Raw genomic sequence first — 23,770 nt, forward strand, 5'->3', positions numbered from 1 at the left:
GCGTGGCCCGCGCTCTGAAGCGTACCCAAAGGGACGGACACACAGGAGTCCCCACCGGTCACCGCAGGGTCTCTCCGGCCTCGGAGAGTTCAACTGCGGCGCGTTCCAGCTCCTCGGCGGCGCCGTTGATCCTCCTTGTGGTGTCGGCCACTTGCCGGCCGAGGCGCTGCGCCTCGACGAACACCTTGATCGCGAGGACGCCGAGGACGGCGATGGAGAGGAACCCGACGGCGATGGCGGTCATCGGCCAGAACATGAGCGGACCCTAGACGCTGGAGTGGAGGCGGAGGGTGCGGACCCCTCCACCGGTGAGGAGTTCGACGATGCGCTCACCGGCCGGCTTGCGCACGGCGGAGCCGCACTCGGGGCAGGTGAAGGAGTAGAAGGTGGTACGGCGGCTGGCGCCGATGGCCAGCCGCAGCGCTCCCGCGGCCAGCTCGATACGGGCACGGCAGTCGGGGCAGGCGGCCTTGAAGAGCACCGACTGGACCGCGGCCATCTGCCGCGAAATACCGGGCATCACCGACATGATCCGCTTGTCTCCTCAGCTCTGTCCGTCGTGCGCGCTCTGCTCTTCGTACGCCGCCAGCGCCGCCAGGGCCGCACTGCGGGCGCTCTCCGCAAGGTCGCCGGGGGCGACGATCCGGCCGTCGCGGCCCAGTCGCAGCGCCAGGCGCCGCAGCGAGGCCGGCTCCGGGGTGCGCAGGGTGATCCGCAGACCGCCGTCGGGGAGCTCCTCGGCGCTGTCGTGCGGGTAGTACTCGGCGACCCAGCGCCCGCCCGGCCCCACCTCGACGACCACCTCGGGATCCTCGGCGGCGGGCTGCACCAGCCCCTCCGAGAGGTCCCGCAGCTCCAGCTCGGGCGGCGCGGCGGGCTCGTCGAGGAGGCGGATCTCGGCCACTCGGTCGAGGCGGAAGGTGCGGCGCGCCTCGGAGAGACGGCACCACGCCTCCATATAGGTGTGGCCGACGGCGAAGAGCCGGATCGGGTCGACCTCGCGCTCGGTGAGCTCGTCGCGCGCGGGCGAGTAGTAGCGCACCCACAGCCGGCGCCGCTCCGAGATCGCCCGGTCGACGTCGGCGAAGACCCCGCCCTCGGACTCGAAGGTCACCGAGAGCCGGGAGCTGGCGCCCGCCGCCTCCCCGGCCGCCGCCTCCAGCTTGGCGGTGGCGCGCAGCAGCGCCTGGCGGTCGCCCTCGCGCAGCCCCGGCAGCGTCGCCACCGCTCGGGCCGCGACCAGGAGGGCGGTCGCCTCGTCGGCGGCGATCCGCAGCGGCTCGGCCGCCTCGGCGCCCAGGGCGTTCGGATTGCGCCACCAGATGCGGTCGCCGTCGGTGTCGATGTCGAGGAGGTCGCCGCCGCGGAAGCTGGTCCCGCACATGGGCAGTACGTCGAGGTCCGAGATCAGCTCGTCCTCGCTGATGCCGAAGGCGCGGGCGACGTCGGCGACGTGCGCACCGGGCCGCTCGCGCAGATAGGTGACGAGGGAGAGCATCCGCCGCGTCTGGTCGATGGCGTTGGCAGCCATGGTCGTCCGGTTCCCCTCAGCCCTTGGCCACGGCGCGCAGCCGGTCCACCACGTCGGCCCGCAGGTCCGCGGGCTCCAGCACGACCACGTCGGGGCCGAACTCCACGAGCCAGGCGTCCAGCCCGTGCCCGTACGGAATCTCCAACTCGTCCCACCCGTCGCCGAGTTCCCGCGTCGTGGTGGCCCGCGAGCGCAGCGGGTAGCCGGCGCCCGCGCGCAGCCGGATCCGCGCGGAACGGGTGGCGGTCTCCCCCGCCCAGCTCTCCACGGTCTCGCGCACGGTCACCACGTCGGGCACCGGCGCGGTGAAGGAACCGGCCCGCGAGCGCACCTTGCCGGTGATCCGCGACAGCCGGAAGACCCGCTCGGCGCCCCGGTCGCGGTCCCAGCCCGCCAGGTACCAGTGGCCGCGCCAGCACTCCAGCGTCCACGGCTCGACATGGCGGGTGCCGGGGCGGGCGGCGGTGGCCTTGCGGTACTCGAAGACGACCGGGCGGCGGTCGCGGCAGGCCAGCATCAGTGGCTCGAAAGCGGCCTCGTGGACCGGGATGCGTGGCTCGATCGCGCTGTGCTCGTACGGGTTGTCGGCTTCCGGCATTCCGGCGGCGCGCAGCTTCTGGAGTGCGCCGCTGGCCGCGCCCGCGAGCCGGGCCTGCTGCCAGACGCGGGCGGCGAGCCCGAGCGCCGCGGCCTCCTCGGCGTCCAGCTGGACCGGCGGCAGCCGGTTGGAGTCGCGGCGGGCCAGATAGCCGGTCTCCCCGTCGAGGTTCTCCACCGTCTCGATGACCAGGCCGAGTTCACGCAGGTCGTCCTTGTCGCGCTCGAACATCCGGTTGAAGGCGTCGTCCGAGCCCGCCTCCAGATAGGCCTCGATGGAACCGCGCAGTTCGCGCTTGCTGAGCGGACGGCGCGTCCCCAGCAGACACAGCGCCAGGTTCATCAGCCGCTCGGCCTTGGCAATCGCCATCGACGCCCTTCGCCTCTCCTCGAATCCGCTGCTCCGACCGTTGACCGTACCGCCCCGGGGTGTCGGGGCAAAAGCCGAGGGCCCGTGCCGGACGGCACGGGCCCTCGGTGTGATCGGGTGTGATCAGACAGCGACCAGGTCGCAGACGAAGATAAGCGTCTCGCCCGGCGCGATCCGGCCACCGGCACCGCGGTCGCCGTAGGCGAGGTGCGCGGGGATGGTCAGCTGGCGGCGGCCGCCGACCTTCATGCCCTGCACGCCCTTGTCCCAGCCCTGGATGACCTGGCCGACACCGAGCTGGAACTCCAGCGGGTTGCCGCGGTTCCAGGAGGAGTCGAACTCCTCACCGGTGGAGAAGGCGACGCCCACGTAGTGGACCTTCACGTAGTCGCCCGCCTTGGCGACGGCGCCGTCGCCCTCCCAGATCTCCTTGATCTCCAGGTCCGCCGGCGGCTCGCCCTCGGGGAAGTCGATCTCGGGCTTCTCGATGCTCACTGAACTGCTCCTCTTGAATACGTGCAGGGCAACCGGGACAGTCTTACATCTCCGCCGTCACATCTTGGCCAGGATGTCGATCGAGAAGACCATGGTCGAGTTGGCCGGGATCCCGGACTGCTCCTTGTCGCCCAGACCCTGGTCCGGGGGGATGACGACGAGGACGCGGCTGCCGACCTTCTTGCCGATCAGACCGGCCTTGAGGCCCTTGAGGGTCAGGTTCGGCAGCGCGAAGGTCTGCGTCTTGCCCTGGTCGTAGGTGCTGTCGAACTTCTTGCTGTCCTTCCACAGGAAGCCCTCGTACGCCAGGACCACGCTGTCGGTGTCCTTCACCACCTCGCCGTCGCCCTCCAGCACGTAGTCGGAGACCAGCTTCTTGGGCGCGTCGGTCTTGGGGATGGTCAGCGAGGGTGCCTTGCCGTCGGTGTTGGTGCCCACCTTCGGCAGGTCCTTGTCGTCCTGCGCGACCTCCTTGCCCTTCGCGGAGGCGGGGATGGTGGTCGCCTTGACGATGTCCACGACGAAGACCAGCGTGGCGTTGGGCTTGATGCTGTCGCCCTGGCCCTGCGCGCCGTAGCCGAGCTCCGGCGGGATGCCCAGCTCGACGCGGCTGCCGACCTTCTGGCCCTCCAGGCCCTGGTCCCAGCCCTTGATGACCTGGCCGGCGCCGAGGGTCAGCGTGAACGGCTGCTTGCGGTCGAAGCTGTTGTCGAACGGCTTGTCCGAGTCCCAGGCCTGTCCGAGGTAGTTCACGGACACGGCGTCGTTCTTCTTGAGCGGCGCGCCCTTGCCCTCGCTGATGACGTTCACCTTGAGCGCCTTGGGCGGGTTGCCATCGCCCTTGGCCAGGGTCGGCTTCTCCCCGAACTTGGCGCCCGCGGTGATGGCGGGCAGGCCGTTCTTCATCGAGGCGGTGTCGGAGGGGGAGTCGGAGCCCTTGTCGTCGCTTCCGCAGGCGGCTGTGGCAACCAGCAGCAGCGGGACGGCGAGCAGGCCGGCAAGTCGGCGCACGTGTTCCTCAGATCTCAGACGGCACGGTAGTTTGCCGCCACTCTAAGGTGTACTACGGGCCCCGTACGAGGAACGTACGGAGCCCGTGTCCACATCGCCGGCCGCGCCGGTCACATTCCGGCGATCAGCTTCTCCACCCGGTCGTCCACGGAGCGGAACGGGTCCTTGCACAGCACGGTGCGCTGCGCCTGGTCGTTGAGCTTGAGGTGGACCCAGTCGACGGTGAAGTCCCGGCGCTGTTCCTGCGCCCGGCGGATGAAGTCGCCGCGCAGCCGTGCCCGGGTGGTCTGCGGGGGCACCGACTTGCCCTCGAAGATCTTCAGGTCGTTGCAGATCCGCGCCGCCTGGCCCTTGCGCTCCAACAGGTAGTAGAGCCCCCGTTGACGGTGGATGTCGTGGTAGGCCAGGTCTATCTGGGCGACCCTGGGGTGCGACATGGTCATGTTGTGCTTCGCCCGGTACCGCTCGATCAGCTGGTACTTCATCACCCAGTCGATCTCGGTGCCGATCCGGTCGAGGTCCTCGGCCTCGATGGCGTCCAGGGTGCGGCCCCACAGCTCCAGGACCTGGTCGACCGTTCCGGTGCGGATGCCCCGGCGCTCCACGAAGTCCACGGCCTTCTCGTAGTACTCCCGCTGCACTTCGAGGGCCGAGGCCTCGCGGCCGCTGGCCAGGCGCACCTTGCGCTGGCCCGTGATGTCGTGCGAGACCTCGCGGATCGCCCGGATCGGGTTCTCCAGCGTCAGATCGCGCATCACCGTGCCCGCCTCGATCATGCGCAGCACCAGGTCGGTGGCGCCGACCTTGAGCAGCATGGTCGTCTCGGACATGTTGGAGTCGCCGACGATCACGTGCAGCCGCCGGTAGCGCTCGGCGTCGGCGTGCGGTTCGTCCCTGGTGTTGATGATCGGGCGCGAGCGGGTGGTGGCGGAGCTGACGCCCTCCCAGATGTGCTCGGCGCGCTGGCTGACGCAGTAGACCGCGCCGCGCGGGGTCTGGAGGACCTTGCCCGCGCCGCACAGGAGCTGGCGGGTGACCAGGAACGGGATGAGGATGTCCGCCAGCCGGGAGAACTCGCCGTGCCGGGCGACGAGATAGTTCTCGTGGCACCCGTAGGAGTTTCCCGCGGAATCGGTGTTGTTCTTGAAGAGGTAGACGTCGCCCGCGATTCCCTCCTCGTGCAGGCGGCGTTCGGCGTCGACGAGCAGGCCCTCGAGAATGCGCTCGCCGGCCTTGTCGTGAGTGACCAGCTCGGTCACGTTGTCGCATTCGGGAGTTGCGTATTCCGGATGCGAACCCACGTCGAGGTAGAGGCGGGCGCCGTTCCGCAGGAAGACGTTGCTGCTGCGGCCCCATGACACAACACGGCGGAAGAGGTAGCGCGCCACTTCGTCAGGTGACAGTCGGCGCTGTCCCCTGAACGTGCACGTGACGCCGTACTCGTTCTCCAGCCCGAAAATGCGGCGGTCCATGACTGAACATTACGCCCGTTGCCCTCAGCTGAAACCGGGTTCGACGGCACGGGTTGGATCATTTTGGTCAACCGCCGCGACGCTTTCCGTACGCCCACCGCCTGCGAGGACCCCCCGGGTGGCGATGAGCACCACCAGCGCGGCCGCTCCCCCGCCGCCCGCCACGGCGAAGCTCGCCGCGCTGCCGCCGAGTTCCACGGCGGGGCCCGCGACGGCCGTGCCGAGCGCGGTGCCGACCCCGAAGGCCGTCACCAGCCAGGAGAAGGCCTCGGTCACGGTGCCGCGCGGGGCGTGCCGGTCGACCACGATGAACGCGCAGGCGATGCACGGCGCGAGGAAGAGGCCCGACACGACGGCGAGCAGCACCATGGGCACCACACCGGGCACGAGCATCAGCGGCAGATAGCCCACGGCGAGCAGCGCGACGAGCGAAATCAGCCGTTTCTCGGGAGTTCCGGACCACTGGCGCGCCCCGTACACCAGACCTCCGAGCAGCGCTCCGAGGCCGTTGGCCGCCATCAGCCAGCCGTAGACCGCGTCCCGGCCGTGGTCGTCGGCGTACGCCGAGGCCGCCACGATGATCGCGCCCAGCGCGAGGCCGACGAAGAAGAAGGCCCCGAGGAGCGCCAGCAGGCCGGTGGAGCGCAGCGCGCCCAGCCAGTGGGCCTCGCGCGGGGCCGATCGCCACGCGCGCGAGGGGCGCGAGAGGACCACCGAGAGCGCGCCGAGCACCCCGAGCGCGTTGATGGCGACGAGCGCGGCGGCGGGCGACCACAGGGCGATGCCGAGGGTGACCAGGAGCGGGCCGACGGTGAACATCACCTCCTGGGCTATCGCGTCCATCGCGTACGCGGTGTGCACCTGGTCCTGGCGGGTCAGGACGCTGGGCCACAGCGCCCGCAGCCCGCCTTCGAGGGGAGGCGTGCAGAAGCCCGCGACCAGCATCGCCGCGTATGCGAGGGCGACCTGGTCGATGCCGGTGAGGGCGAGGACGCACATGCCGAGCGCGCTGGCCACCGACGCGGGCAGCATCACCCGGGGCTGGCCGTACAGGTCCACGGCGCGGCCGAGCAGCGGCTGCCCGGCGGCGGTGGCCACGCCGTACACCGCGGTGAGGGCGCCCGCCAGCGAGTAGCTGCCGCCCTCGGCGCGGACGAAGAGCACCACGGCGATGGCCGCCGTGGCGTTCGGCAGCCGTCCCGTGAGGGTGCCCGCCAGCAGTCGCGCGGCGTGCCGCGTCCGGAGGATCTCCAGGTATCCCGCCGCCATGCTCGCCCCTCGATCGGTTGAGTGTTACGTATAACGTACGAGGTCATACGTACCATGTCGACAACCCCCGGGTCCACCCCGGACCGGGGGCGCCCAGCAGCCCCACCCCCCGCCGGAGGACCCGTGAAGACCCAGCCGACCAGCCGGGACGTCGCCCGCGCGGCCGGGGTCTCCCAGGCCACCGTCTCCCTGGTCCTCGGCGACAAGTGGCGCGGCCGGGTCTCGGAGCGGACGGCCGCCCTGGTGCGCGACGCCGCCCGCGACCTCGGCTACCGGCCCAACCTCGCCGCCCGCAGCCTGCGCCTGGGGCGCACCCGCACGGCCCTGCTGGTCGTCCCGGCCCTCACCAACGAGTTCTTCGCCCGCGTCTACACCGGCGCCGCCCGGGTCGCCGCCGAGCACGGGTTCGGGGTGGTCCTCTACCCCTCCCCCGAGGGCGTCGGCCCCGCCCGCGACCCCTTCGCCTCCGCCAGCGCCGCCCTGGACGGGGTCATCGCCTCGTCCATGGCCGCCGACGCCCTCGCCTCCATCCGCGGCACCGAACTGCCGCTGGTCATGCTGGACAGCGACCCGGCCGCGCCCGGGCCGGCCGCCCGCGTCAACCTCGACATCGCCGACGGCATACGGCAGATGACGGACCATCTGCTCGGGCTCGGCCACCGCCGGTTCGTCCACCTCGCCTCGGCCGTGGACTCCTGGACCTTCCGGGTACGCGCCCGGGCCCTGGAGGACGCGCTGCGCCCGGTGTCCGGCGCCGAGTTCCTGACCGTGCCCTCCGCGCTCAGCGTCGACGCCGGCCGCGCCGCAGCCGAACACGCCCTGACCCGGCCCGGCCCGCGCCCCACCGCCCTGATCTGCGACGACGACATCCTGGCCGCGGGAGCCTGCAAGGCCGCCCGGCGCCTGGGCCTGCGCGTCCCGGAGGACCTCTCGGTGGCCGGCTTCGACGACCTGGCCCTGGCCACCGCCCTGGAACCGGAGCTCACCACGGTCCGGCTGCCCGCCGAGCGGGTGGGCGAACGGGGCATGGCCGCGCTGCTCGCCGTACTGGAGGGCCGGGAGCCGGAGGCGGGCGGTCTGCCCGTCTCCCTGGTCGTCCGCGGGTCCACGGCCCCGCCCGCGCCCTGATACGCGAGCGGGCCCGTGCCCGCCGTCGGGAACGGCGGGCACGGGCCCCGGGGGCGCTGACGCGCCTCTACTCCTCGTCGTCGTCCGACGGCACCTCGGTCGGCTCGGCGCTCGCCTCCTCGGTCTGCAGGAGACGGGAGAGCTGACGGCCGACGATCCGCTTGAACTTGCGCTGCTGCGGCCGCGTGCGGTCGAGCACCGCGACCTCAAGACGCTCCGCGGGGATCTCCCGGTCGGCGCCGTTGGTCTGGTTGGACAGGGCCTGCACCGCCAGCTTCAGCGCCTCCGCCAGCGACATGCCGTCCTGGTGGCGCTGGTCGAGGAAGGTACTGATCTGCTCCGCGTTGCCGCCGACCGCGACCGAGCCGTGCTCGTCCACGATCGAGCCGTCGTGCGGCAGCCGGTAGATCTGGTCCTCCTCCGGCGTCGCCCCGACCTCGGCGACCACCAGCTCCACCTCGTACGGCTTCTCGCCGGCGCTGGAGAAGATGGTGCCCAGCGTCTGCGCGTACACGTTCGCCAGGCCCCGGGCCGTCACGTCGTCCCGGTCGTAGGTGTAGCCACGCAGGTCCGCGTAGCGCACACCGCCGATGCGGAGGTTCTCGTACTCGTTGTACTTACCGGCGGCGGCGAAGCCGATCCGGTCGTAGATCTCGCTGAACTTGTGCAGGGCACGGGACGGGTTCTCGCCGACGAAGACGATGCCGTCGGCGTACTGCAGCACGACCAGGCTGCGGCCGCGCGCGATGCCCTTGCGGGCGTACTCGGCGCGGTCGGCCATGGCCTGCTGGGGTGAGACATAGAACGGCGTCGACACCGGCTATCCGTCCCTTTCTGTCAGTGGCGGGGTCATCTCTGCGGCCTCAGAGCAGTGCGGCGCGCGGGCCGTCGGGCTGCTGAAGGCGCTTCTCCAGGATCGTGCGGGCGATCTCGGAGGACTCCGCCTCGGTCAGTCTCCGGAAGCCCTCGTCGCTGATGACGGTGACGATCGGGTAGATCCGGCGGGCGACGTCGGGACCGCCGGTCGCCGAGTCGTCGTCCGCCGCGTCGTAGAGGGCCTGGACGACCAGGGTCGTCGTCTGCTCCTCGGTGAGGTCCTCGCGGTAGAGCTTCTTCATCGAGCCCCGGGCGAAGATCGAACCGGAGCCGGTGGCCGCGTACCCGTGCTCCTCGGAGCGGCCGCCGGTGACGTCGTACGAGAAGATGCGGCCCTTCTCGCGGTCCACGTCGTACCCCGCGAAGAGCGGGACCACGGCGAGGCCCTGCATGGCCATGCCGAGGTTGCCGCGGATCATCGTGGACAGGCGGTTGGCCTTGCCCTCCAGGGAGAGGGTGGTGCCCTCGACCTTCTCGAAGTGCTCCAGCTCCAGCTGGAAGAGCTTGACCATCTCCACGGCCAGACCCGCGGTGCCGGCGATGCCCACCGCCGAGTACTCGTCGGCGGGGAAGACCTTCTCGATGTCGCGCTGGGCGATCATGTTGCCCATCGTGGCCCGCCGGTCACCGGCGAGCACCACGCCGCCGGGGAAGGTGGCGGCGACGATGGTGGTGCCGTGCGGGGCCTCCACGTGCCCCTGCACGGGCGGCAGGACGCGCTTGCCGGGCAGCATCTCCGGCGAGTGCTCGGCCAGGAAGTCCATGAACGAGGACGAGCCCGGCGTCAGGAAGGCAGCTGGTAGACGCCCTGTGCCACGGGTGTTGGCTTCCACGAGGTTCCCTCCAGGTAGGCGGCAGCCCGACGAACTCTGTCGGGATCGTCTCCCAACTTGCCGATGGCCGAATCGCAGTTGAAGACCGTACGCCACGGACCATACCCGGCTCGCGGCGGTGATCCACATGAACGCCGGGGGCGGGCGGACGGGGTGGACGCACACCGCGCCGCCCCGCCGCCGGGGACCGTCGCCCCCGGGCCCGCACCCCTCAACCGTTCACATGTGTGGACTACTGTCCACCCTTCTGAACGAACGAGCGGACGAAGTCCTCGGCGTTCTCCTCCAGAACGTCGTCGATCTCGTCCAGCACCGAGTCGACGTCGTCCGAGAGCTTCTCGTGGCGCTCCTTGAGGTCCTCCGAAGCCTGCGCGTCCTGGGTCTGCTCCTCGGCCTCCTCGGTGGAACGCGTGGCCTTCTGCTGTCCGCCGCCGGTGTCCTTGGTCGCCATCTACCTCACCCCGCTCGGTTCGATGTCCTTGATCAGACCCTACAAGCAGGGTCTGACATCGGCCCCGCACTTGGTGGAACGTGCGGGGTCTACCTCTGTGTTTCCCCTGCCGCCGACTTTTCAGCCCCAGGTCAGCCGCCCGAGAGCACCCGGACCAGATCCTCGGCCGTACGGCAGCGGTCGAGCAGCTCCTTGACGTGATTACGCGTTCCGCGAAGCGGTTCCAGGGTTGGCACGCGCTGGAGCGAGTCACGGCCCGGCAGATCGAAGATGACCGAGTCCCAGGAGGCGGCGGCGACGTCGTCCGCGTACTGCTCCAGGCAGCGCCCGCGGAAGTAGGCCCTGGTGTCCTCCGGGGGCTTCGTCCGGGCCCGGGAGACATCGGACTCGTCCAGGAGCCGCTTCATCTTCCCGCGGGCCGCCAGCCGGTTGTAGAGGCCCTTCTCGGCCCGTACGTCGGCGTACTGGAGGTCGACGAGGTGGAGCCGGGCCGCGTCCCAGTCCAGGTTGTCGCGCCGCCGGTAGCCCTCCATCAACTCCCGCTTGGCGATCCAGTCCAGCTCGCCGGAGAGGCTCATCGGGTCGTTCTCCAGCCGGTTGAGCACGTCCTCCCAGCGGCCGAGGACGTCCTTGGTCTGTTCGTCCGCGTCGGCGCCGAACCGCTCCTCCACGTACTTGCGCGCCAGCTCGAAGTACTCCATCTGCAGTTGTACGGCGGTCAGCGTGCGGCCGCTGCGCAGCGTGACCAGATGGCGCAGGCCGGGGTCGTGGGAGACCTGGTGCAGGGCGCGGACCGGCTGGTCGACGGCGAGGTCGACGTTGATGAAACCGTCCTCGATCATGGAGAGGACGAGGGCCGTCATCCCCAGCTTGAGGTAGGTGGAGATCTCGGAGAGGTTGGCGTCGCCGATGATGACGTGCAGCCGGCGGTACTTCTCCGCGTCCGCGTGCGGCTCGTCGCGGGTGTTGATGATCGGGCGCTTGAGGGTGGTCTCCAGGCCCACCTCGACCTCGAAGTAGTCCGCGCGCTGGCTGATCTGGAAGCCGTGCTCGTGCCCGTCCTGGCCGATACCGACGCGGCCGGCACCGGTGATGACCTGGCGGGAGACGAAGAACGGCGTCAGATGGCGCACGATGTCCGAGAACGGGGTCTCCCGCTTCATCAGGTAGTTCTCATGGGTGCCGTAGGAGGCGCCCTTGTTGTCGGTGTTGTTCTTGTAGAGGTGGATCGGCTGGGCGCCGGGGAGCTGCGCCGCCCGCTCGGCCGCCTCGGCCATGATGCGCTCGCCCGCCTTGTCCCAGAGCACCGCGTCCCGCGGGTTGGTGACCTCCGGCGAGCTGTACTCGGGGTGTGCGTGGTCGACGTACAGCCGGGCCCCGTTGGTGAGGATGACGTTGGCGAGGCCGATGTCCTCGTCGGTGAGCTGGCTGGAGTCCGCGGCCTCCCGGGCGAGGTCGAAGCCGCGGGCGTCCCGCAGCGGGTTCTCCTCCTCGAAGTCCCATCGCGCGCGGCGCGCCCGGTGCATCGCCGCCGCGTAGGCGTTGACGATCTGGGACGAGGTGAGCATGGCATTGGCATTGGGGTGGCCGGGGACGGAGATGCCGTACTCCGTCTCGATGCCCATTACTCGCCGTACGGTCATGCGGCCCTCCTTGCCCGGCGGCGCTCCCCTGTGGGAGCGGCGCTCAAGTACCGCTGTTTCTCCGGTGCGTGTGCGGTGCCCGTCCCCGCACTGCGCGACTCGGCGGTACGGAAGAGCCTAGAACGCCTTTGCGCTGGTGGGGAGATCAATTCCGTCATTGCTCTTGGTCGGTCCATGGCCGGAATTCGGCCGGAAACGCAGGCGGCTGCGGATGCCCCGGCCGGGCACCCGCAGCCGCCCCTGTGTGCTACAGGTACTGACCGGTGTTGGCCACGGTGTCGATGGAGCGTCCGGTGTCCGCGCCCTGCTTTCCGGTGACGAGGGTACGGATGAACACGATCCGCTCGCCCTTCTTTCCGGAGATACGGGCCCAGTCGTCGGGGTTGGTGGTGTTGGGCAGGTCCTCGTTCTCCTTGAACTCGTCCACGCAGGCCTGGAGGAGATGGGAGACGCGGATGCCCTTCTGGTTGTGGTCGAGGAAGGCCTTGATGGCCATCTTCTTGGCCCGGTCCACGATGTTCTGGATCATGGCGCCGGAGTTGAAGTCCTTGAAATAGAGGACTTCCTTGTCGCCGTTGGCGTACGTGACCTCCAGGAAGCGGTTCTCCTCGGATTCCGCGTACATCTGCTCGACGACGGACTGGATCATCGCGTGGGCCGCCACGTCCTTGGAGCCGCTGTGCTCGGCCAGGTCGTCCGCGTGCAGCGGGAGGGAGGCCGTGAGGTACTTGGCGAAGATGTCCTTGGCCGCCTCGGCGTCGGGCCGCTCGATCTTGATCTTCACGTCCAGGCGCCCGGGGCGCAGGATGGCCGGGTCGATCATGTCCTCGCGGTTGGAGGCGCCGATGACGATGACGTTCTCCAGGCCCTCCACACCGTCGATCTCGGCGAGCAGCTGCGGGACGATGGTGTTCTCCACGTCCGAGCTGACACCGGATCCGCGGGTGCGGAAGAGGGACTCCATCTCGTCGAAGAAGACGATGACGGGGGTGCCCTCGCTGGCCTTCTCCCGGGCCCGCTGGAAGACCAGGCGGATGTGCCGCTCGGTCTCACCGACGTACTTGTTGAGGAGCTCGGGGCCCTTGATGTTGAGGAAGTAGCTCTTCCCCGCGGGCTGGCCGGTCACCTCGGCGACCTTCTTGGCGAGCGAGTTGGCGACGGCCTTGGCGATGAGCGTCTTGCCGCAGCCGGGCGGCCCGTAGAGCAGGATGCCCTTGGGCGGCCGCAGTTCGTGCTCCTTGAACAGGTCCGGGTAGAGGTACGGGAGCTCGACCGCGTCGCGGATCATCTCGATCTGGCCGCCGAGTCCGCCGATCTTGTCGTAGTCGACGTCCGGGACCTCTTCGAGGACGAGTTCTTCGACCTCGCTCTTGGGGACCACCTCGTACACGTAGCCGGAGCGGGGTTCCAGCAGGAGGGCGTCGCCGGGGCGGATGGTGATGTCCAGGAGCGGCTCGGCGAGCCTCACCACCCTCTCCTCGTCGGTGTGCCCGATCACCAGGGCGCGCTCGCCGTCCTCCAGGATCTCCTTGAGGGTGACGATGTCCCCGGCGCGCTCGAACTCCATGGCCTCGACCACGTTGAGCGCTTCGTTGAGCATGACTTCCTGGCCGCGCCGGAGCTCGTCGAGCTCGACGCTGGGGCTGACGTTCACCCGGAGCTTGCGGCCCCCGGTGAAGATGTCCGCCGTGCCGTCCTCGTTGGACTGCAGGAAGACACCGAAGCCGGCCGGCGGCTGTGCGAGCCGGTCGACCTCCTCCTTGAGGGCCACGATCTGGTCCCGGGCCTCGCGGAGTGTGTTGGCGAGCCGCTCGTTCTGCGCGGACACGCCCGCCAGGTTGGTCTGCAACTCGACGATCCGCTCTTCGAGAATCCTCGTATGACGCGGAGAGTCGGCGAGCTTGCGTCGCAGGACGGCGATTTCCTGCTCTAGATAGGCAACCTGGCCGGCTGGGTCCTCAGACCCCCGCCCGGGCCGGATGCCGCGGTTGATGTCGTCGTCGTGGGCTGCCACGGTCCTCACCTCCTCCAAGGGGAGCTGGACGCTTCCTGACCCTACCTGGGCGGGTGGTGATTGAAACCCCTAGATCACAAAGACTGTGGGGTGTGTCCGATCTTCACCCTTGCGCTCTCCCTCACGCCAGGGGAATACCCACCCATCAACATCGGAAAGCGGGCGGTTGTATCGTCGAGTCGGTCAACACCCGTCAGGACTGGTACGGATTGCCCGGACCAGGCTGTGGGGTGGGGCACACCGCACGACCACAGCACCGCGCAGGAACGGCAGGCGACATGAACGACGCGCTCGAGGTCTGGATCGACCAGGAGCTCTGCACCGGCGACGGCATCTGTGTCCAGTACGCGCCCGAGGTCTTTGAGCTGGACATCGACGGTCTGGCCTATGTGAAGAGCGCCGAGGACGAGCTGTTGCAGTCGCCGGGCGCCGTGACGCCGGTGCCGCTGCCACTGCTCCAGGACGTCGTCGACTCGGCGAAGGACTGCCCGGGCGACTGCATCCACGTACGCCGGGTTTCGGACAGCGTCGAGGTCTACGGGCCGGACGCCGACTGAGACGTTAAGTAACGAGTCACCTACGCTCGGTGACGGATCAGACGCTCGGCGCCTCGGCCCGGGTGCTCCGGACGAACATCCCGCCCTGCCACCGCCACTTGGTCATGCGCTTCTCGTCCGGGCAGCAGCGCGGCACGTCCGGCGAGGAGTAACCGAGCAGGGTCGCGGTGACCGCGCCCTCGCGGACCGCGAGGGCCAGGACACTCAGCTTCTCGCGGGGGTCGGCGAGCGTGGCCACCAGGCGGGGCGGGCCGCCCGGCACGGCGGGCCGCGTCAGGACGTAGAGCCCGCTCGGCGGGGTGCCCGAGCCCGCCCGGCAGTGGACGGCAGCCACGGTCTCGGGGCGTCCGTCGCCGTCGAGGTCGCCGGTGGCGCGGGCGGCCACCTGGACGCCCACCGACCCGCACTGGAGCGGATACGCGACGGCCGCCGCGTCCGGGGCCGGGGCCGCCGCCACGCGGGCGCCCGGGGCCCCTTGGGAGGCCTTGGCGGCATCGGGCTGGAGCCAGCCGGCCAGCGCCACGACACCGGCCATCGCGGCGGCCGTGGCCAGCCAGTGCACCGGGCGGGCGAGGGTGTGCGCGAGCTCGGGGACGGCGGCGTTCTGCACGCGGGAAGTCTCCTGATGAGGGGTGGCGCGGGTGGTGGGAGTGGCCAGCATCGTGCCATACGTCACACCCGGGCGGAACAGCGGGGTCGGGGCGGTGTGCGCCGCCGCGCGACGCACCGCGGGGCGGACCGGCCCGTACCTCCAACGGAAAAGCGCCGCCGCCGAGTTCCCGGGCGGGTCCGGGAACTCGGCGGCGGCGCCGGTGCGTTGGAGGTACGGGCTCGTCAGTCCTTGTTGGGGCCCTCGTAGTCGTCTCCGTACGCGCCCTTGGCGGGGCGGCGGCGACGCAGCGGGGGCTCGACGCCGTCCGCGAGGCGGCGGGCGGTGACGAGGAAGCCGGTGTGGCCGATCATCCGGTGGTCGGGGCGGACGGCGAGGCCCTCCACGTGCCAGTTGCGGATCATCGACTCCCACGGCTGCGGCTCGGCGAAGCAGCCGATCTCGCGGATCGCCTCGACGGTCCGCGAGAGCTGGGTGGTGGTGGCCACGTAGCAGCAGAGGATGCCGCCGGGCACCAGCGCCTTGGAAACGGCGTCCAGGCACTCCCAGGGGGCCAGCATGTCGAGGATGACGCGGTCGACGTCGGTGTCCGACAGGTTGTCCTGGAGGTCGCCCACGGTGAGCTGCCAGGCGGGGTGCGGCTCGCCGAAGTAGCGCTCCACGTTCTGCTGGGCGATCTCGGCGAAGTCCGCGCGGCGCTCGTAGGAGTGGAGCATGCCGTGGTCGCCGATGGCGCGCAGCAGGAAGGCGCTGAGCGAGCCGGAGCCCACGCCCGCCTCGACGACGCGCGCGCCGGCGAAGATGTCGGCGAAGGCCAGGATCTGCCCCGCGTCCTTGGGGTAGACCACGGCGGCGCCGCGGGGCATGGACAGGACGTAGTCGGGGAGCAGCGGGCGCAGCGCGAGGTACGCGACGTTCCCGGTGGTACGGACAACACTGCCCTCGGGAGCGCCGATCAGCTCGTCGTGCGGAAAGGAACCCTTGTGGGTGTGGAAGTTCTTCCCGGCTTCGAGCGTGAACGTGTAGTGGCGTCCCTTGGGGTCGGTGAGCTGGACCTGGTCCCCGACCTTGAAGGGCCCGCGACGGCGGGCGGCACCGGTCGGTTCGGACATACGAACAGGGTACCGGCCCTGTTGACCCGGGAGCGCCACAGCCTGTGCGGCCGGGGGCGGGCGGGGCGGCGCGGGCTAGGCGGTGGGGCGCGCCATCGCCGCCACGAAGGCCTTCTCGACATCGGCGGCCGAGAGCACTCCGTAGATCTCCCCGCTCTCCTCGACCACCAGGTACTCGGTGGCCGGGGTGGCCCGCAGCCGGTCCAGGAGAGGTTCGCCCGCCAGCTCGGCCGGGACGCGCATCCCGTCGGTGAGGTCCTGGGCCAGTCCGCTGACCGCGACCCAGGGGCGGCGGTGCTCCGGTACGCCCACGATGGCGGCCTCGCGGACCAGACCGGTGGGATCGCCGTGGCCGTCGACGACGACCAGGGCGCGCGCCCCGGCCTCGTTGGCCCGGCGCAGCGCCTCGGAGAGCGGGGTGGCGGACTCCACGGGAACGGCCCGGCGGGTGAGGTTGCGGGCGCGCAGCTCCGGCAGGTGCTCGCGCAGCCGGGCCATGCGCAGGCTGTTGCCCGCGCCGGTCCAGATGATCGCGGCGAGGATCGCGGCGAGCAGCGCGTCGGTGACGGTGTCCATGCCGTCGACCTCTTCGGGCGCGTTGCCCAGGGCGCCGGTCTGGGTGAGCAGCGGCAGGCCGATGAGGACGGTGACGGCCAGCGCCCGGCCGACCCAGGCGGCGGCGACCGTGCCGCTCATGGGCCTGCCCGTGATCTTCCACACGACGGCGCGGAGCATCCGGCCGCCGTCCAGCGGCAGCCCGGGCAGCAGGTTGAAGCCGGCCACGATCAGATTGGAGATCATCAGTCCGGCGAGCAGCACCCCGGGGACGGTGCCCGGCTCGACGGCCTGCATCCCGGCGTAGAACAGCCCCGACAGGACCAGCGAGAGCAGCGGGCCGACGAAGGCGAGCACGAATTCACGGCCCGGGGTCTCGGTCTCCTTCTCGATCTCCGAGACACCGCCGAAGAACTGGAGCTGGATGCGCCGCACCGGCAGCCGGAAGCGGAGTGCGGCGACGGTGTGGGCGAGCTCATGGACCAGCACCGAGGCGTAGAAGGCGACGGCGAAGAAGAGCGAGACGAGGTAGCGGGCGGCGCCGAGCTCGGGCAGCACCCGGTCGAGCTGGCCGCCGAAGACCCAGGTGATCAGGGCGGCGACCAGGAACCAGCTGGGGGCGACGTAGACCGGCACGCCGAAGGGGCGCCCCATGAGGAGTCCGCCGCCCGGCTCCGGTCCCCGGGGCGACCTGCCGCTGCCGGGCGCGGAGCCGGGGCCTTCGTCGCCCGCGCCGGACTGCGGCCTCTTGCTGTCGCCGCTCTCGTCCACGGTGTCCCTTCGTCGGTGCTTCTGTCACGATCATGCAGTGTGAGGGGGCTCGTCGTCGATGGTATTCCGCTCGCTGTCAGTGGCGGGCCGTAGGGTCTGTGTCATGGATACGAGCACCCAGCAGGCCGCGCCGGACCGGCGGCCCGTGTCGTTGTCGCCGTCGCGGGCGAACGACTTCATGCAGTGCCCCTTGCTGTACCGGTTCCGGGTGATCGACAAACTCCCCGAGAAGCCGAGCGAGGCGGCGACGCGCGGCACGCTGGTGCACGCGGTGCTGGAGCGCCTCTTCGACGACCCCGCGGCGGAGCGGACCGTTCCGCGCGCGAAGGCGATGATCCCCGGGCAGTGGGACCGGCTCCTGGAGGTGAAGCCCGAGCTGACGGAGCTCTTCGCCGAGGACGCGGACGGGGCGCGGCTGACGCAGTGGCTGTCGGAGGCCGAGCGGCTGGTGGAGCGGTGGTTCTCGCTGGAGGACCCGACCCGGCTGGAGCCGGTGGAGCGGGAGTTCTTCGTCGAGACGGAGCTGGAGTCGGGGCTGCGGCTGCGCGGGGTGATCGACCGGGTCGACGTGGCGCCCACCGGCGAGGTGCGGATCGTCGACTACAAGACCGGCAAGGCCCCGCGCCCGCAGTACGCGGAGGGCGCGCTCTTCCAGATGAAGTTCTACGCGCTGGTGGTGTGGCGTTTGAAGAACGTGCTGCCGCGCCGGCTCCAGCTGGTCTACCTGGGCAGCGGCGACGTGCTGACGTACGACCCGGTGGAAGCGGACCTGCACCAGGTGGAGCGGAAGCTGCACGCCCTGTGGGAGGCGATCCGCCAGGCCACCGAGACGGGCGACTGGCGGCCCCGGCCCACCAAGCTCTGCGGCTGGTGCGACCACCAGGCGGTCTGCCCGGAATTCGGGGGGACTCCCCCGGCCTATCCGCTTCCCCTGGTCGCGGCCGAGGATCGCACGGGCTGAGACACGACGGCCCGGCGGGCGCAGCGGCTTCGCCTGCTGCCGGCCGAGGCGGCACAGGGTGGGCAGGGCAGAATGGACCCGGTCCAGCAACCCTGATGAGGAGTTCCCGTGGCGATCCGCGTCCTACTGGTCGACGACCAGCCGCTGCTGCGCACCGGTTTCCGGATGATCCTGGAAGCCGAGCAGGACATCGCGGTGGTGGGCGAGGCCGGCGACGGTCTCCAGGCCCTCGACCAGGTGCGGGCGCTCCAGCCCGATGTGGTGCTGATGGACATCCGGATGCCCCGGATGGACGGCGTGGAGGCGACCCGGCAGATCAGCGGCCCGGGCAAGGACGGCCCCGCCAAGGTGCTGGTGCTTACCACCTTCGACCTCGACGAGTACGTGGTGGAGGCGCTGAAGGCGGGGGCCAGCGGCTTCCTGCTGAAGGACGCCCCGGCCAATGAGCTGGTGCAGGCGATCCGGGTGGTCGCGGCGGGCGAGGCGATGCTCGCCCCCTCCATCACCCGCCGGCTGCTGGACAAGTACGCGGACCACCTCCCCTCGGGCGAGGAGCCGGTCCCGGACACCCTGCACACGCTGACCGACCGCGAGGTCGAGGTCCTGAAGCTGGTGGCGCGCGGCCTGTCCAACGCGGAGATCGCCGCGGACCTGTTCGTCAGCGAGACGACGGTGAAGACGCATGTGGGCCATGTGCTGACGAAGCTGGGCCTGCGCGACCGGGTCCAGGCGGCGGTCTACGCGTACGAGAGCGGCCTGGTCCGGCCCGGCGCGCAGTAGGGCGGAAGCGCGCGACGCGACAGAAACGACGAAGGGGTGCGGGAATCGATTCCCGCACCCCTTCGTAGCGTTCCGCGCTTCCGCCGCGTTCGCGGCGCCTAGTTCTTGCTGATCTCCCAGAACCGGAAGACCGTCGACGGGTCCAGCGTCCACTCCAGGCCCGCCACGCCCTCGCGGGCCACCGCGTACTGCTTGCCCTGCCACAGCGGCAGGATCGGCAGGTCGGCCGCGACGAGGTCCTGGAGGCGGGAGAAGTCGGCCTCGGTGGCCGAGCGGTCCTCGGTGGCGGCGGTGGACGGGATGATCTCGTCCGTGATCGCCTTGCTGACGTAGTGGTTGGCCAGCACGCTGTCCTTGCCGAAGAACGGCGAGGTGAAGTTGTCCGGGTCCGGGTAGTCGGGGATCCAGCCCTTCACGTACACCCCGTACTTGCCCGCCGCGATGTCCTTCTCGTACTGCTTGAAGTCGACGGACTTGACCTCCGCCTCGAACAGCCCGCTCGCGTTGAGCTGCTTGGCTATGGCCCGCATCTCGTCGTCGGTGCCCGGTCCGTAGCGGATGGGCGTGGACCAGAGGGTGAGCTTGACCTTGCCGTTGATCCCGGCCTTGTGCAGCACCTGCTTGGCCTTCGCGGGCTGCGGGCTGCCGCCGTACATGTCGAACAGGGCGGTGCTGTGCGCGGTGATACCGCTCGGCACGATCGAGTAGAGCGGCGTGGCGGTCGACTTGTAGACATCGCGCACCAGCGCCTCGCGGTCGACGAGGTAGGCGACGGCCTTGCGGACCGCGAGCTTGCCCGCGACCGGGTCGTTCATGTTGAAGACCAGGTGCTGGACCTCGGCGCCGGTGCCCTCGACGACCTTGACGCCCTTCTTGTCGGCCACGCTGGAGGCCTGGAGGTCGGCGATGTCCTTGGCGGTGAGACCACGGTAGGCGAGGTCGATGTCACCCTTCTTCAGCGCGTCCGCCAGGTCCTTCTGGCGGCCGTGGAAGAGCTTCATGGTCATGCCGGAGTTCTTGACCTTGGCACTGCCCTTGTAGGCGGAGTTCACCGAGAAGCTGGCCTGCTTCTCACCGAAGGCGTCCAGCTTGTAGACGCCCGAGCCGACCGCCTCGCCGTCGGTGCGCAGCTTGTTCGCCGGGTACACCTGGTGGTCGACGATCGAGCCGGCACCGGAGGCGATCCTGCTGGGGAAGGTGGCGTCCGGCACCTTGAGGTGGAAGACGACCGTCTGCGCGTTCGGGGTTTCGATCTTCCCCAGAGTGGAGAGCAGCGGGGCGGGCCCGTTGGGGTCGTTGATGCGCAGCACCCGCTCGAACGAGAACTTCACGTCCTCGGAGGTCAGCGCGTGGCCGTTGGTGAACTTCAGGCCCTCGCGCAGGGTGCAGCGGAAGACCTGGGAGCCGCCCTTGTCGAACGAGCACTGCTCGGCGGCCTCGGGCTGCGGGGCGGAGCTTCCCTTGGGGAAGCTGAGCAGCGACTGGAAGACGTTGTTGAACAGCAGCCAGGAGCCCGGGTCGTAGCCGGAGGCCGGATCGGTGGCCTGGATGTCGTCCGACATCCCCATGACCACCGACTCCCCGCTTCCGGAGGAGGAGCCGTCCTCCGAGCCGCAGCCGCTGAGGAGACCGGCCGCCAGCCCCGCGGCGAGCGGGCCCGTCAGCCATCGGTTCCGTATCTTCACGTGCGCGTGCCTCACAGTCGTTGCTCGGCCGCGGCCCCGCGGGGTCGCCCCCGCAGGTCCGCGGCCGCACGGAAATTGCTTACCGGCCCGTGGGAGTCGCGGCCGGGTCCTGCGTTACTTCACACCGCGGCCCAGCTCCCACAGCTGGAGGTCGGCCGAGGAGTTGAGCGCCCACTCGGTGCCCGTGATGTCGCTGCGGGCGGCGACGTACTGCTTGCCCTGCCACAGCGGCAGCACCGGGACGTCGTTGGCGACGATGTCCTGGATCTTCTCGAACGGCTTGGCGGCCTGGTTGCGGTCGGCCGCGACCCGGGACTCGGGGATCAGGGTGTTGCGGACCTCGACGTTGGAGTACGGCGAGTTGAGGAAGTTGTCGCGGCCGAGGAAGGGCGCGACGTAGTTGTCCGGGTCCGGGAAGTCGGGGAACCAGCCGAGGCCGTAGACGGCGTACTCGCCGGCCTTCTGCGCCGGGCGGTACTTGGGCCACTCGGTCGCCTTGAGCGTGGTGGCGAAGAGGCCGGTGGAGTTCAGCTGGTCCCGGAGGATCGCGAACTCCTTGGCGGTGCCCGGGCCGTAGTGGTCGCCCGTGTAGTTCAGGGTGAGCTTCACCGGAGTGGAGACGTTCGCGGCCTTGAGGATGCCCGCGGCCTTCTGCTTGCTCGGCTCGCCGTACTTGTTGAAGAACGAGTTGGTGTGTCCGGCGATCGAGGTCGGGATCAGCGAGTAGAGCGGCTCGGCGGTCGCCCCGTACACCTTGGAGGCCAGCGCGCCGCGGTCGACGACGGCGGCCATCGCCTGGCGGACGGCCTTGTTCTTCACCGACGGGTCGTTGGTGTTGAAGCCCAGATAGCGGATCTCCAGGCCGGGCATCTCGACCAGGTTGACGTCCTTGGGCGGGGTGACCGAGTACTTCTGGATCTGCTCCGGCGACATGGAGCGGGTCATCAGGTCGATCTTGCCGGATTCGAGCTCGGCGCCCATGGCGTCGGCGTCGGGGAACGAGCGGAGCTCGACCTTGTCGTGGTTGACCTTCAAGTCCCCCTTGTAGTTGGGGTTCTTGCTGAAGACGGCCTTGACGACCTGGTCGCCCTTGTACTCGGCCTTGAGGGTGTACGGGCCGGAGCCGTCGACCTCGAAGCCGCCGCGCAGCTTCTTCGGCAGGTACTTGTCCTTCTGCACGATGGCGGCGGCGGGCGTCGCGAGCTTGTACGGGAAGGTGGCGTCCGGGGTCTTCAGATGGAAGACGATCTCGTCGTCGCCCTTGGTCTCCATCGTGTCGATGTTCTCGAGCAGCGCGACGGGGCCGTTGCCGTCCTTGATGTTCAGGACGCGCTGGATGGAGTAGTGGACGTCGGCGGCGGTCAGCTTGGAGCCGTCGGCGAACTTCAGGCCGCTGCGCAGCTTGCAGCGGTAGCTCTCGTTCTCCTTGTCGGTGAACGAGCAGCTGGAGGCCGCGTCCGGGACCGGCTCGCCACCGCCGCGCGGCACGTGGACCAGCATCTGGACGGTCTGGCGCAGCACGTTCCAGGCGCCGGTGTCGTAGGCGTAGGCCGGGTCGAAGGGAGCGGGCGCGTCCTTGGTGACCACGAACTGGTCCGTGGTGCCCACGACGATGGCCTTGCCGCCGTCGCCCCCACTTCCCGCGCCGCCACATGCGGCGAGTACGGGGGCGAGCAGGCCCACTACGGCCGGCAGCACCAAAGTCTTGCGGTTCATCCTGGACGTTCTCCCTATGTGTCCGGCACTGGGGTACAGCGGTGTACGGAAGACTCCGCCGCGGCCGCCCGGTCGGGGCGGGGAGGCGATCGGGCCGGTACGTACGATCGGACCTGCGCGCCCGGCGGCTTGGTGGGTGCCGGGGCAGTTGAGGGTGCGGCGAAGTTCTCGCGACGAGATTAGTGGGCGGGCCGGTAAAGCCCGTACCGGGCCTGCTCCATTCACACGCCACGGAGTGGCCGGAAATAGCGGCCGTCGGATATCGCGGCGGTGGAATCTTTCGTACAGGAGATCACCAAACAGGACACAAGGGCACCTCCGGAAGGCCGGGGGACGCCCTTGACGTGGGTCACTGACGGCAGATCAGGTGACGAACGTCACCCACTTGACAAGGCTGGACAAGGATTGACGCGTCGTGAATTCCACCGAGGTGATGGCGCTGCCGCCCCCTTGCGGGGTAACGGAAAATGCACGGCCGGATGCGATCGGTTTGCGCCGCATTCACATAGCGCGCTGTGTGTGACGGATCAGTTCATCCTGGTGATCAGCGTACGCAGAAAAGCCAGGTCGACCTGTTCCAGGGATTCCACGACGACCCGGCCCTCGGCTGCCTCGATGGGCGCCACGGAGGGCACCGCCACCACCCGGCAGCCGGCCGCCTCGGCGGCCGCCACACCGGTCGCGGTGTCCTCGACGACCGCGCATCTGGTGGGGTCCGCGCCGAGCCCGGCGGCGGCGAAGAGGTACGGCTCGGGGTGCGGCTTGGTGCGGCCCACCTCGTCCCCGGCGACGGTGAGCGCGAAGTGGCGCGCGCCCAGCGTGTCCAGGACCCGGTCGATGATCCGCCGGTGCGAGGCCGAGACCAGGGCGGTCGGCACCGCGTGCTGGGCGAGCTCGCCCAGCAGCCGGGCGGCACCGGGCATCAGCGGCACCCCTTGGCCGATGCGCGCCTCGAAACGGTCGTTGAGCAGCACGGTGAGCTCGGGCACGGTGATGTCGGCGCCCGTGGCCTCGATGAGGAACCCGGCGCTGCGGGTCATCGGGCCGCCCACCACGACCTCGCGCCAGGTCGGCTTGAGCGTGCGGCCGAGCGCGGCGAAGACCTCCACCTCGACGTCCCACCAGAACCCCTCGGTGTCGACCAGGGTGCCGTCCATGTCGAGGAAGACGGCTTCGAGGGCGGAGCCTTGAGCCGAACCGGTTACGGGCGCGGGAACCGTGGTGGTCATCCGGGCACACCTCCTGGAGGGACGAGAAGGCCGGTTCTCAGGGGGAACCGGCCTGCGCTGGACCGACCAGTGTACGTCCGGCCGGCACCGAACGCCCGTGGTGA

Annotated in this window: 23 protein-coding genes; 4 read left to right on the top strand and 19 right to left on the bottom strand. The window is 70.1% G+C overall.

Annotated elements, in window-relative coordinates; genetic code table 11:
- Positions 1-58: 58 nt before the first annotated feature.
- From ACZ4MU_RS15630 to ACZ4MU_RS15665, 8 genes are all read right to left on the bottom strand, one after another.
- Positions 59-256 (bottom strand): hypothetical protein, encoded by a 198-nt coding sequence (locus ACZ4MU_RS15630; RefSeq protein ID WP_467875995.1) that lies wholly within the window; start codon positions 254-256, stop codon positions 59-61.
- 9 nt (positions 257-265) lie between these two features.
- Positions 266-529, bottom strand: coding sequence for a hypothetical protein (locus ACZ4MU_RS15635; RefSeq protein ID WP_358991305.1), 264 nt, complete (start codon positions 527-529; stop codon positions 266-268).
- A 15-nt stretch (positions 530-544) separates the two neighbouring features.
- Complete coding sequence (locus ACZ4MU_RS15640; RefSeq protein WP_467875998.1) at positions 545-1,531, bottom strand: helix-turn-helix transcriptional regulator; 987 nt, start codon at positions 1,529-1,531, stop codon at positions 545-547.
- Positions 1,532-1,547: 16 nt separating this feature from the next.
- A complete protein-coding gene (locus tag ACZ4MU_RS15645) occupies positions 1,548-2,498 on the bottom strand; it encodes a helix-turn-helix transcriptional regulator (protein WP_467876000.1) in 951 nt (316 codons plus the stop codon).
- Positions 2,499-2,621: 123 nt separating this feature from the next.
- On the bottom strand, positions 2,622-2,993 hold the full coding sequence (locus ACZ4MU_RS15650) for an FKBP-type peptidyl-prolyl cis-trans isomerase (protein WP_467876002.1): 372 nt from the start codon (positions 2,991-2,993) through the stop codon (positions 2,622-2,624).
- Positions 2,994-3,050: 57 nt separating this feature from the next.
- Positions 3,051-4,004 (bottom strand): FKBP-type peptidyl-prolyl cis-trans isomerase, encoded by a 954-nt coding sequence (locus ACZ4MU_RS15655; RefSeq protein WP_467876005.1) that lies wholly within the window; start codon positions 4,002-4,004, stop codon positions 3,051-3,053.
- Positions 4,005-4,114: 110 nt separating this feature from the next.
- Complete coding sequence (pafA, locus tag ACZ4MU_RS15660) at positions 4,115-5,476, bottom strand: Pup--protein ligase (protein ID WP_365110438.1); 1,362 nt, start codon at positions 5,474-5,476, stop codon at positions 4,115-4,117.
- 24 nt (positions 5,477-5,500) lie between these two features.
- Entirely contained in the window at positions 5,501-6,745 is a 1,245-nt protein-coding gene (locus ACZ4MU_RS15665; protein ID WP_467876009.1) for an MFS transporter, read from the bottom strand.
- Between the two features lie 54 nt (positions 6,746-6,799).
- On the opposite strand from ACZ4MU_RS15665, the gene ACZ4MU_RS15670 reads away from it, so the two are divergent.
- Complete coding sequence (locus ACZ4MU_RS15670) at positions 6,800-7,873, top strand: LacI family DNA-binding transcriptional regulator (protein WP_467876011.1); 1,074 nt, start codon at positions 6,800-6,802, stop codon at positions 7,871-7,873.
- A 67-nt stretch (positions 7,874-7,940) separates the two neighbouring features.
- Here ACZ4MU_RS15670 and prcA read toward each other — a convergent pair whose 3' ends face one another.
- The 5 genes from prcA to arc all read right to left on the bottom strand — a co-directional run bounded on the left by prcA (position 7,941) and on the right by arc (position 13,690).
- The gene (gene prcA, locus ACZ4MU_RS15675) at positions 7,941-8,690 is read right to left on the bottom strand and encodes a proteasome subunit alpha (protein WP_406551024.1); all 750 of its coding nucleotides are present in this window, start codon (positions 8,688-8,690) and stop codon (positions 7,941-7,943) included.
- A 46-nt stretch (positions 8,691-8,736) separates the two neighbouring features.
- A complete protein-coding gene (prcB, locus tag ACZ4MU_RS15680) occupies positions 8,737-9,582 on the bottom strand; it encodes a proteasome subunit beta (RefSeq protein WP_467876013.1) in 846 nt (281 codons plus the stop codon).
- A 232-nt stretch (positions 9,583-9,814) separates the two neighbouring features.
- Entirely contained in the window at positions 9,815-10,033 is a 219-nt protein-coding gene (locus ACZ4MU_RS15685; RefSeq protein WP_467876016.1) for a ubiquitin-like protein Pup, read from the bottom strand.
- 131 nt (positions 10,034-10,164) lie between these two features.
- A complete protein-coding gene (dop, locus tag ACZ4MU_RS15690) occupies positions 10,165-11,676 on the bottom strand; it encodes a depupylase/deamidase Dop (RefSeq protein ID WP_467876018.1) in 1,512 nt (503 codons plus the stop codon).
- Positions 11,677-11,923: 247 nt separating this feature from the next.
- A complete protein-coding gene (arc, locus tag ACZ4MU_RS15695; protein ID WP_467876021.1) occupies positions 11,924-13,690 on the bottom strand; it encodes a proteasome ATPase in 1,767 nt (588 codons plus the stop codon).
- A gap of 278 nt (positions 13,691-13,968) precedes the next feature.
- On the opposite strand from arc, the gene ACZ4MU_RS15700 reads away from it, so the two are divergent.
- Entirely contained in the window at positions 13,969-14,247 is a 279-nt protein-coding gene (locus ACZ4MU_RS15700; protein ID WP_467876023.1) for a ferredoxin, read from the top strand.
- 37 nt (positions 14,248-14,284) lie between these two features.
- Here the strand turns inward: ACZ4MU_RS15700 and ACZ4MU_RS15705 are convergent, their stop codons facing one another.
- The 3 genes from ACZ4MU_RS15705 to ACZ4MU_RS15715 all read right to left on the bottom strand — a co-directional run bounded on the left by ACZ4MU_RS15705 (position 14,285) and on the right by ACZ4MU_RS15715 (position 17,295).
- Entirely contained in the window at positions 14,285-14,857 is a 573-nt protein-coding gene (locus ACZ4MU_RS15705) for a hypothetical protein (RefSeq protein WP_467876026.1), read from the bottom strand.
- A 224-nt stretch (positions 14,858-15,081) separates the two neighbouring features.
- Positions 15,082-15,969, bottom strand: coding sequence for a tRNA (adenine-N1)-methyltransferase (locus ACZ4MU_RS15710; protein WP_067156039.1), 888 nt, complete (start codon positions 15,967-15,969; stop codon positions 15,082-15,084).
- 75 nt (positions 15,970-16,044) lie between these two features.
- A complete protein-coding gene (locus ACZ4MU_RS15715; protein WP_467876029.1) occupies positions 16,045-17,295 on the bottom strand; it encodes a site-2 protease family protein in 1,251 nt (416 codons plus the stop codon).
- A 103-nt stretch (positions 17,296-17,398) separates the two neighbouring features.
- Here ACZ4MU_RS15715 and ACZ4MU_RS15720 point away from each other — a divergent pair, with 103 nt between their 5' ends.
- On the top strand, positions 17,399-18,256 hold the full coding sequence (locus ACZ4MU_RS15720) for a RecB family exonuclease (protein WP_467876032.1): 858 nt from the start codon (positions 17,399-17,401) through the stop codon (positions 18,254-18,256).
- 108 nt (positions 18,257-18,364) lie between these two features.
- On the top strand, positions 18,365-19,036 hold the full coding sequence (locus ACZ4MU_RS15725) for a response regulator (RefSeq protein WP_053723497.1): 672 nt from the start codon (positions 18,365-18,367) through the stop codon (positions 19,034-19,036).
- A 98-nt stretch (positions 19,037-19,134) separates the two neighbouring features.
- Here ACZ4MU_RS15725 and ACZ4MU_RS15730 read toward each other — a convergent pair whose 3' ends face one another.
- The 3 genes from ACZ4MU_RS15730 to ACZ4MU_RS15740 all read right to left on the bottom strand — a co-directional run bounded on the left by ACZ4MU_RS15730 (position 19,135) and on the right by ACZ4MU_RS15740 (position 23,666).
- Positions 19,135-20,721: an ABC transporter substrate-binding protein gene (locus ACZ4MU_RS15730; RefSeq protein ID WP_467876035.1), complete on the bottom strand. Its 1,587-nt coding sequence runs from the start codon at positions 20,719-20,721 to the stop codon at positions 19,135-19,137.
- Positions 20,722-20,835: 114 nt separating this feature from the next.
- A complete protein-coding gene (locus tag ACZ4MU_RS15735; protein ID WP_467876037.1) occupies positions 20,836-22,437 on the bottom strand; it encodes an ABC transporter substrate-binding protein in 1,602 nt (533 codons plus the stop codon).
- Positions 22,438-22,964: 527 nt separating this feature from the next.
- Positions 22,965-23,666 (bottom strand): HAD family hydrolase, encoded by a 702-nt coding sequence (locus ACZ4MU_RS15740; RefSeq protein WP_467876039.1) that lies wholly within the window; start codon positions 23,664-23,666, stop codon positions 22,965-22,967.
- Between the last annotated feature and the right edge of the window lie 104 nt (positions 23,667-23,770).

This window comes from Streptomyces sp. NPDC026377, from assembly GCF_055567715.1.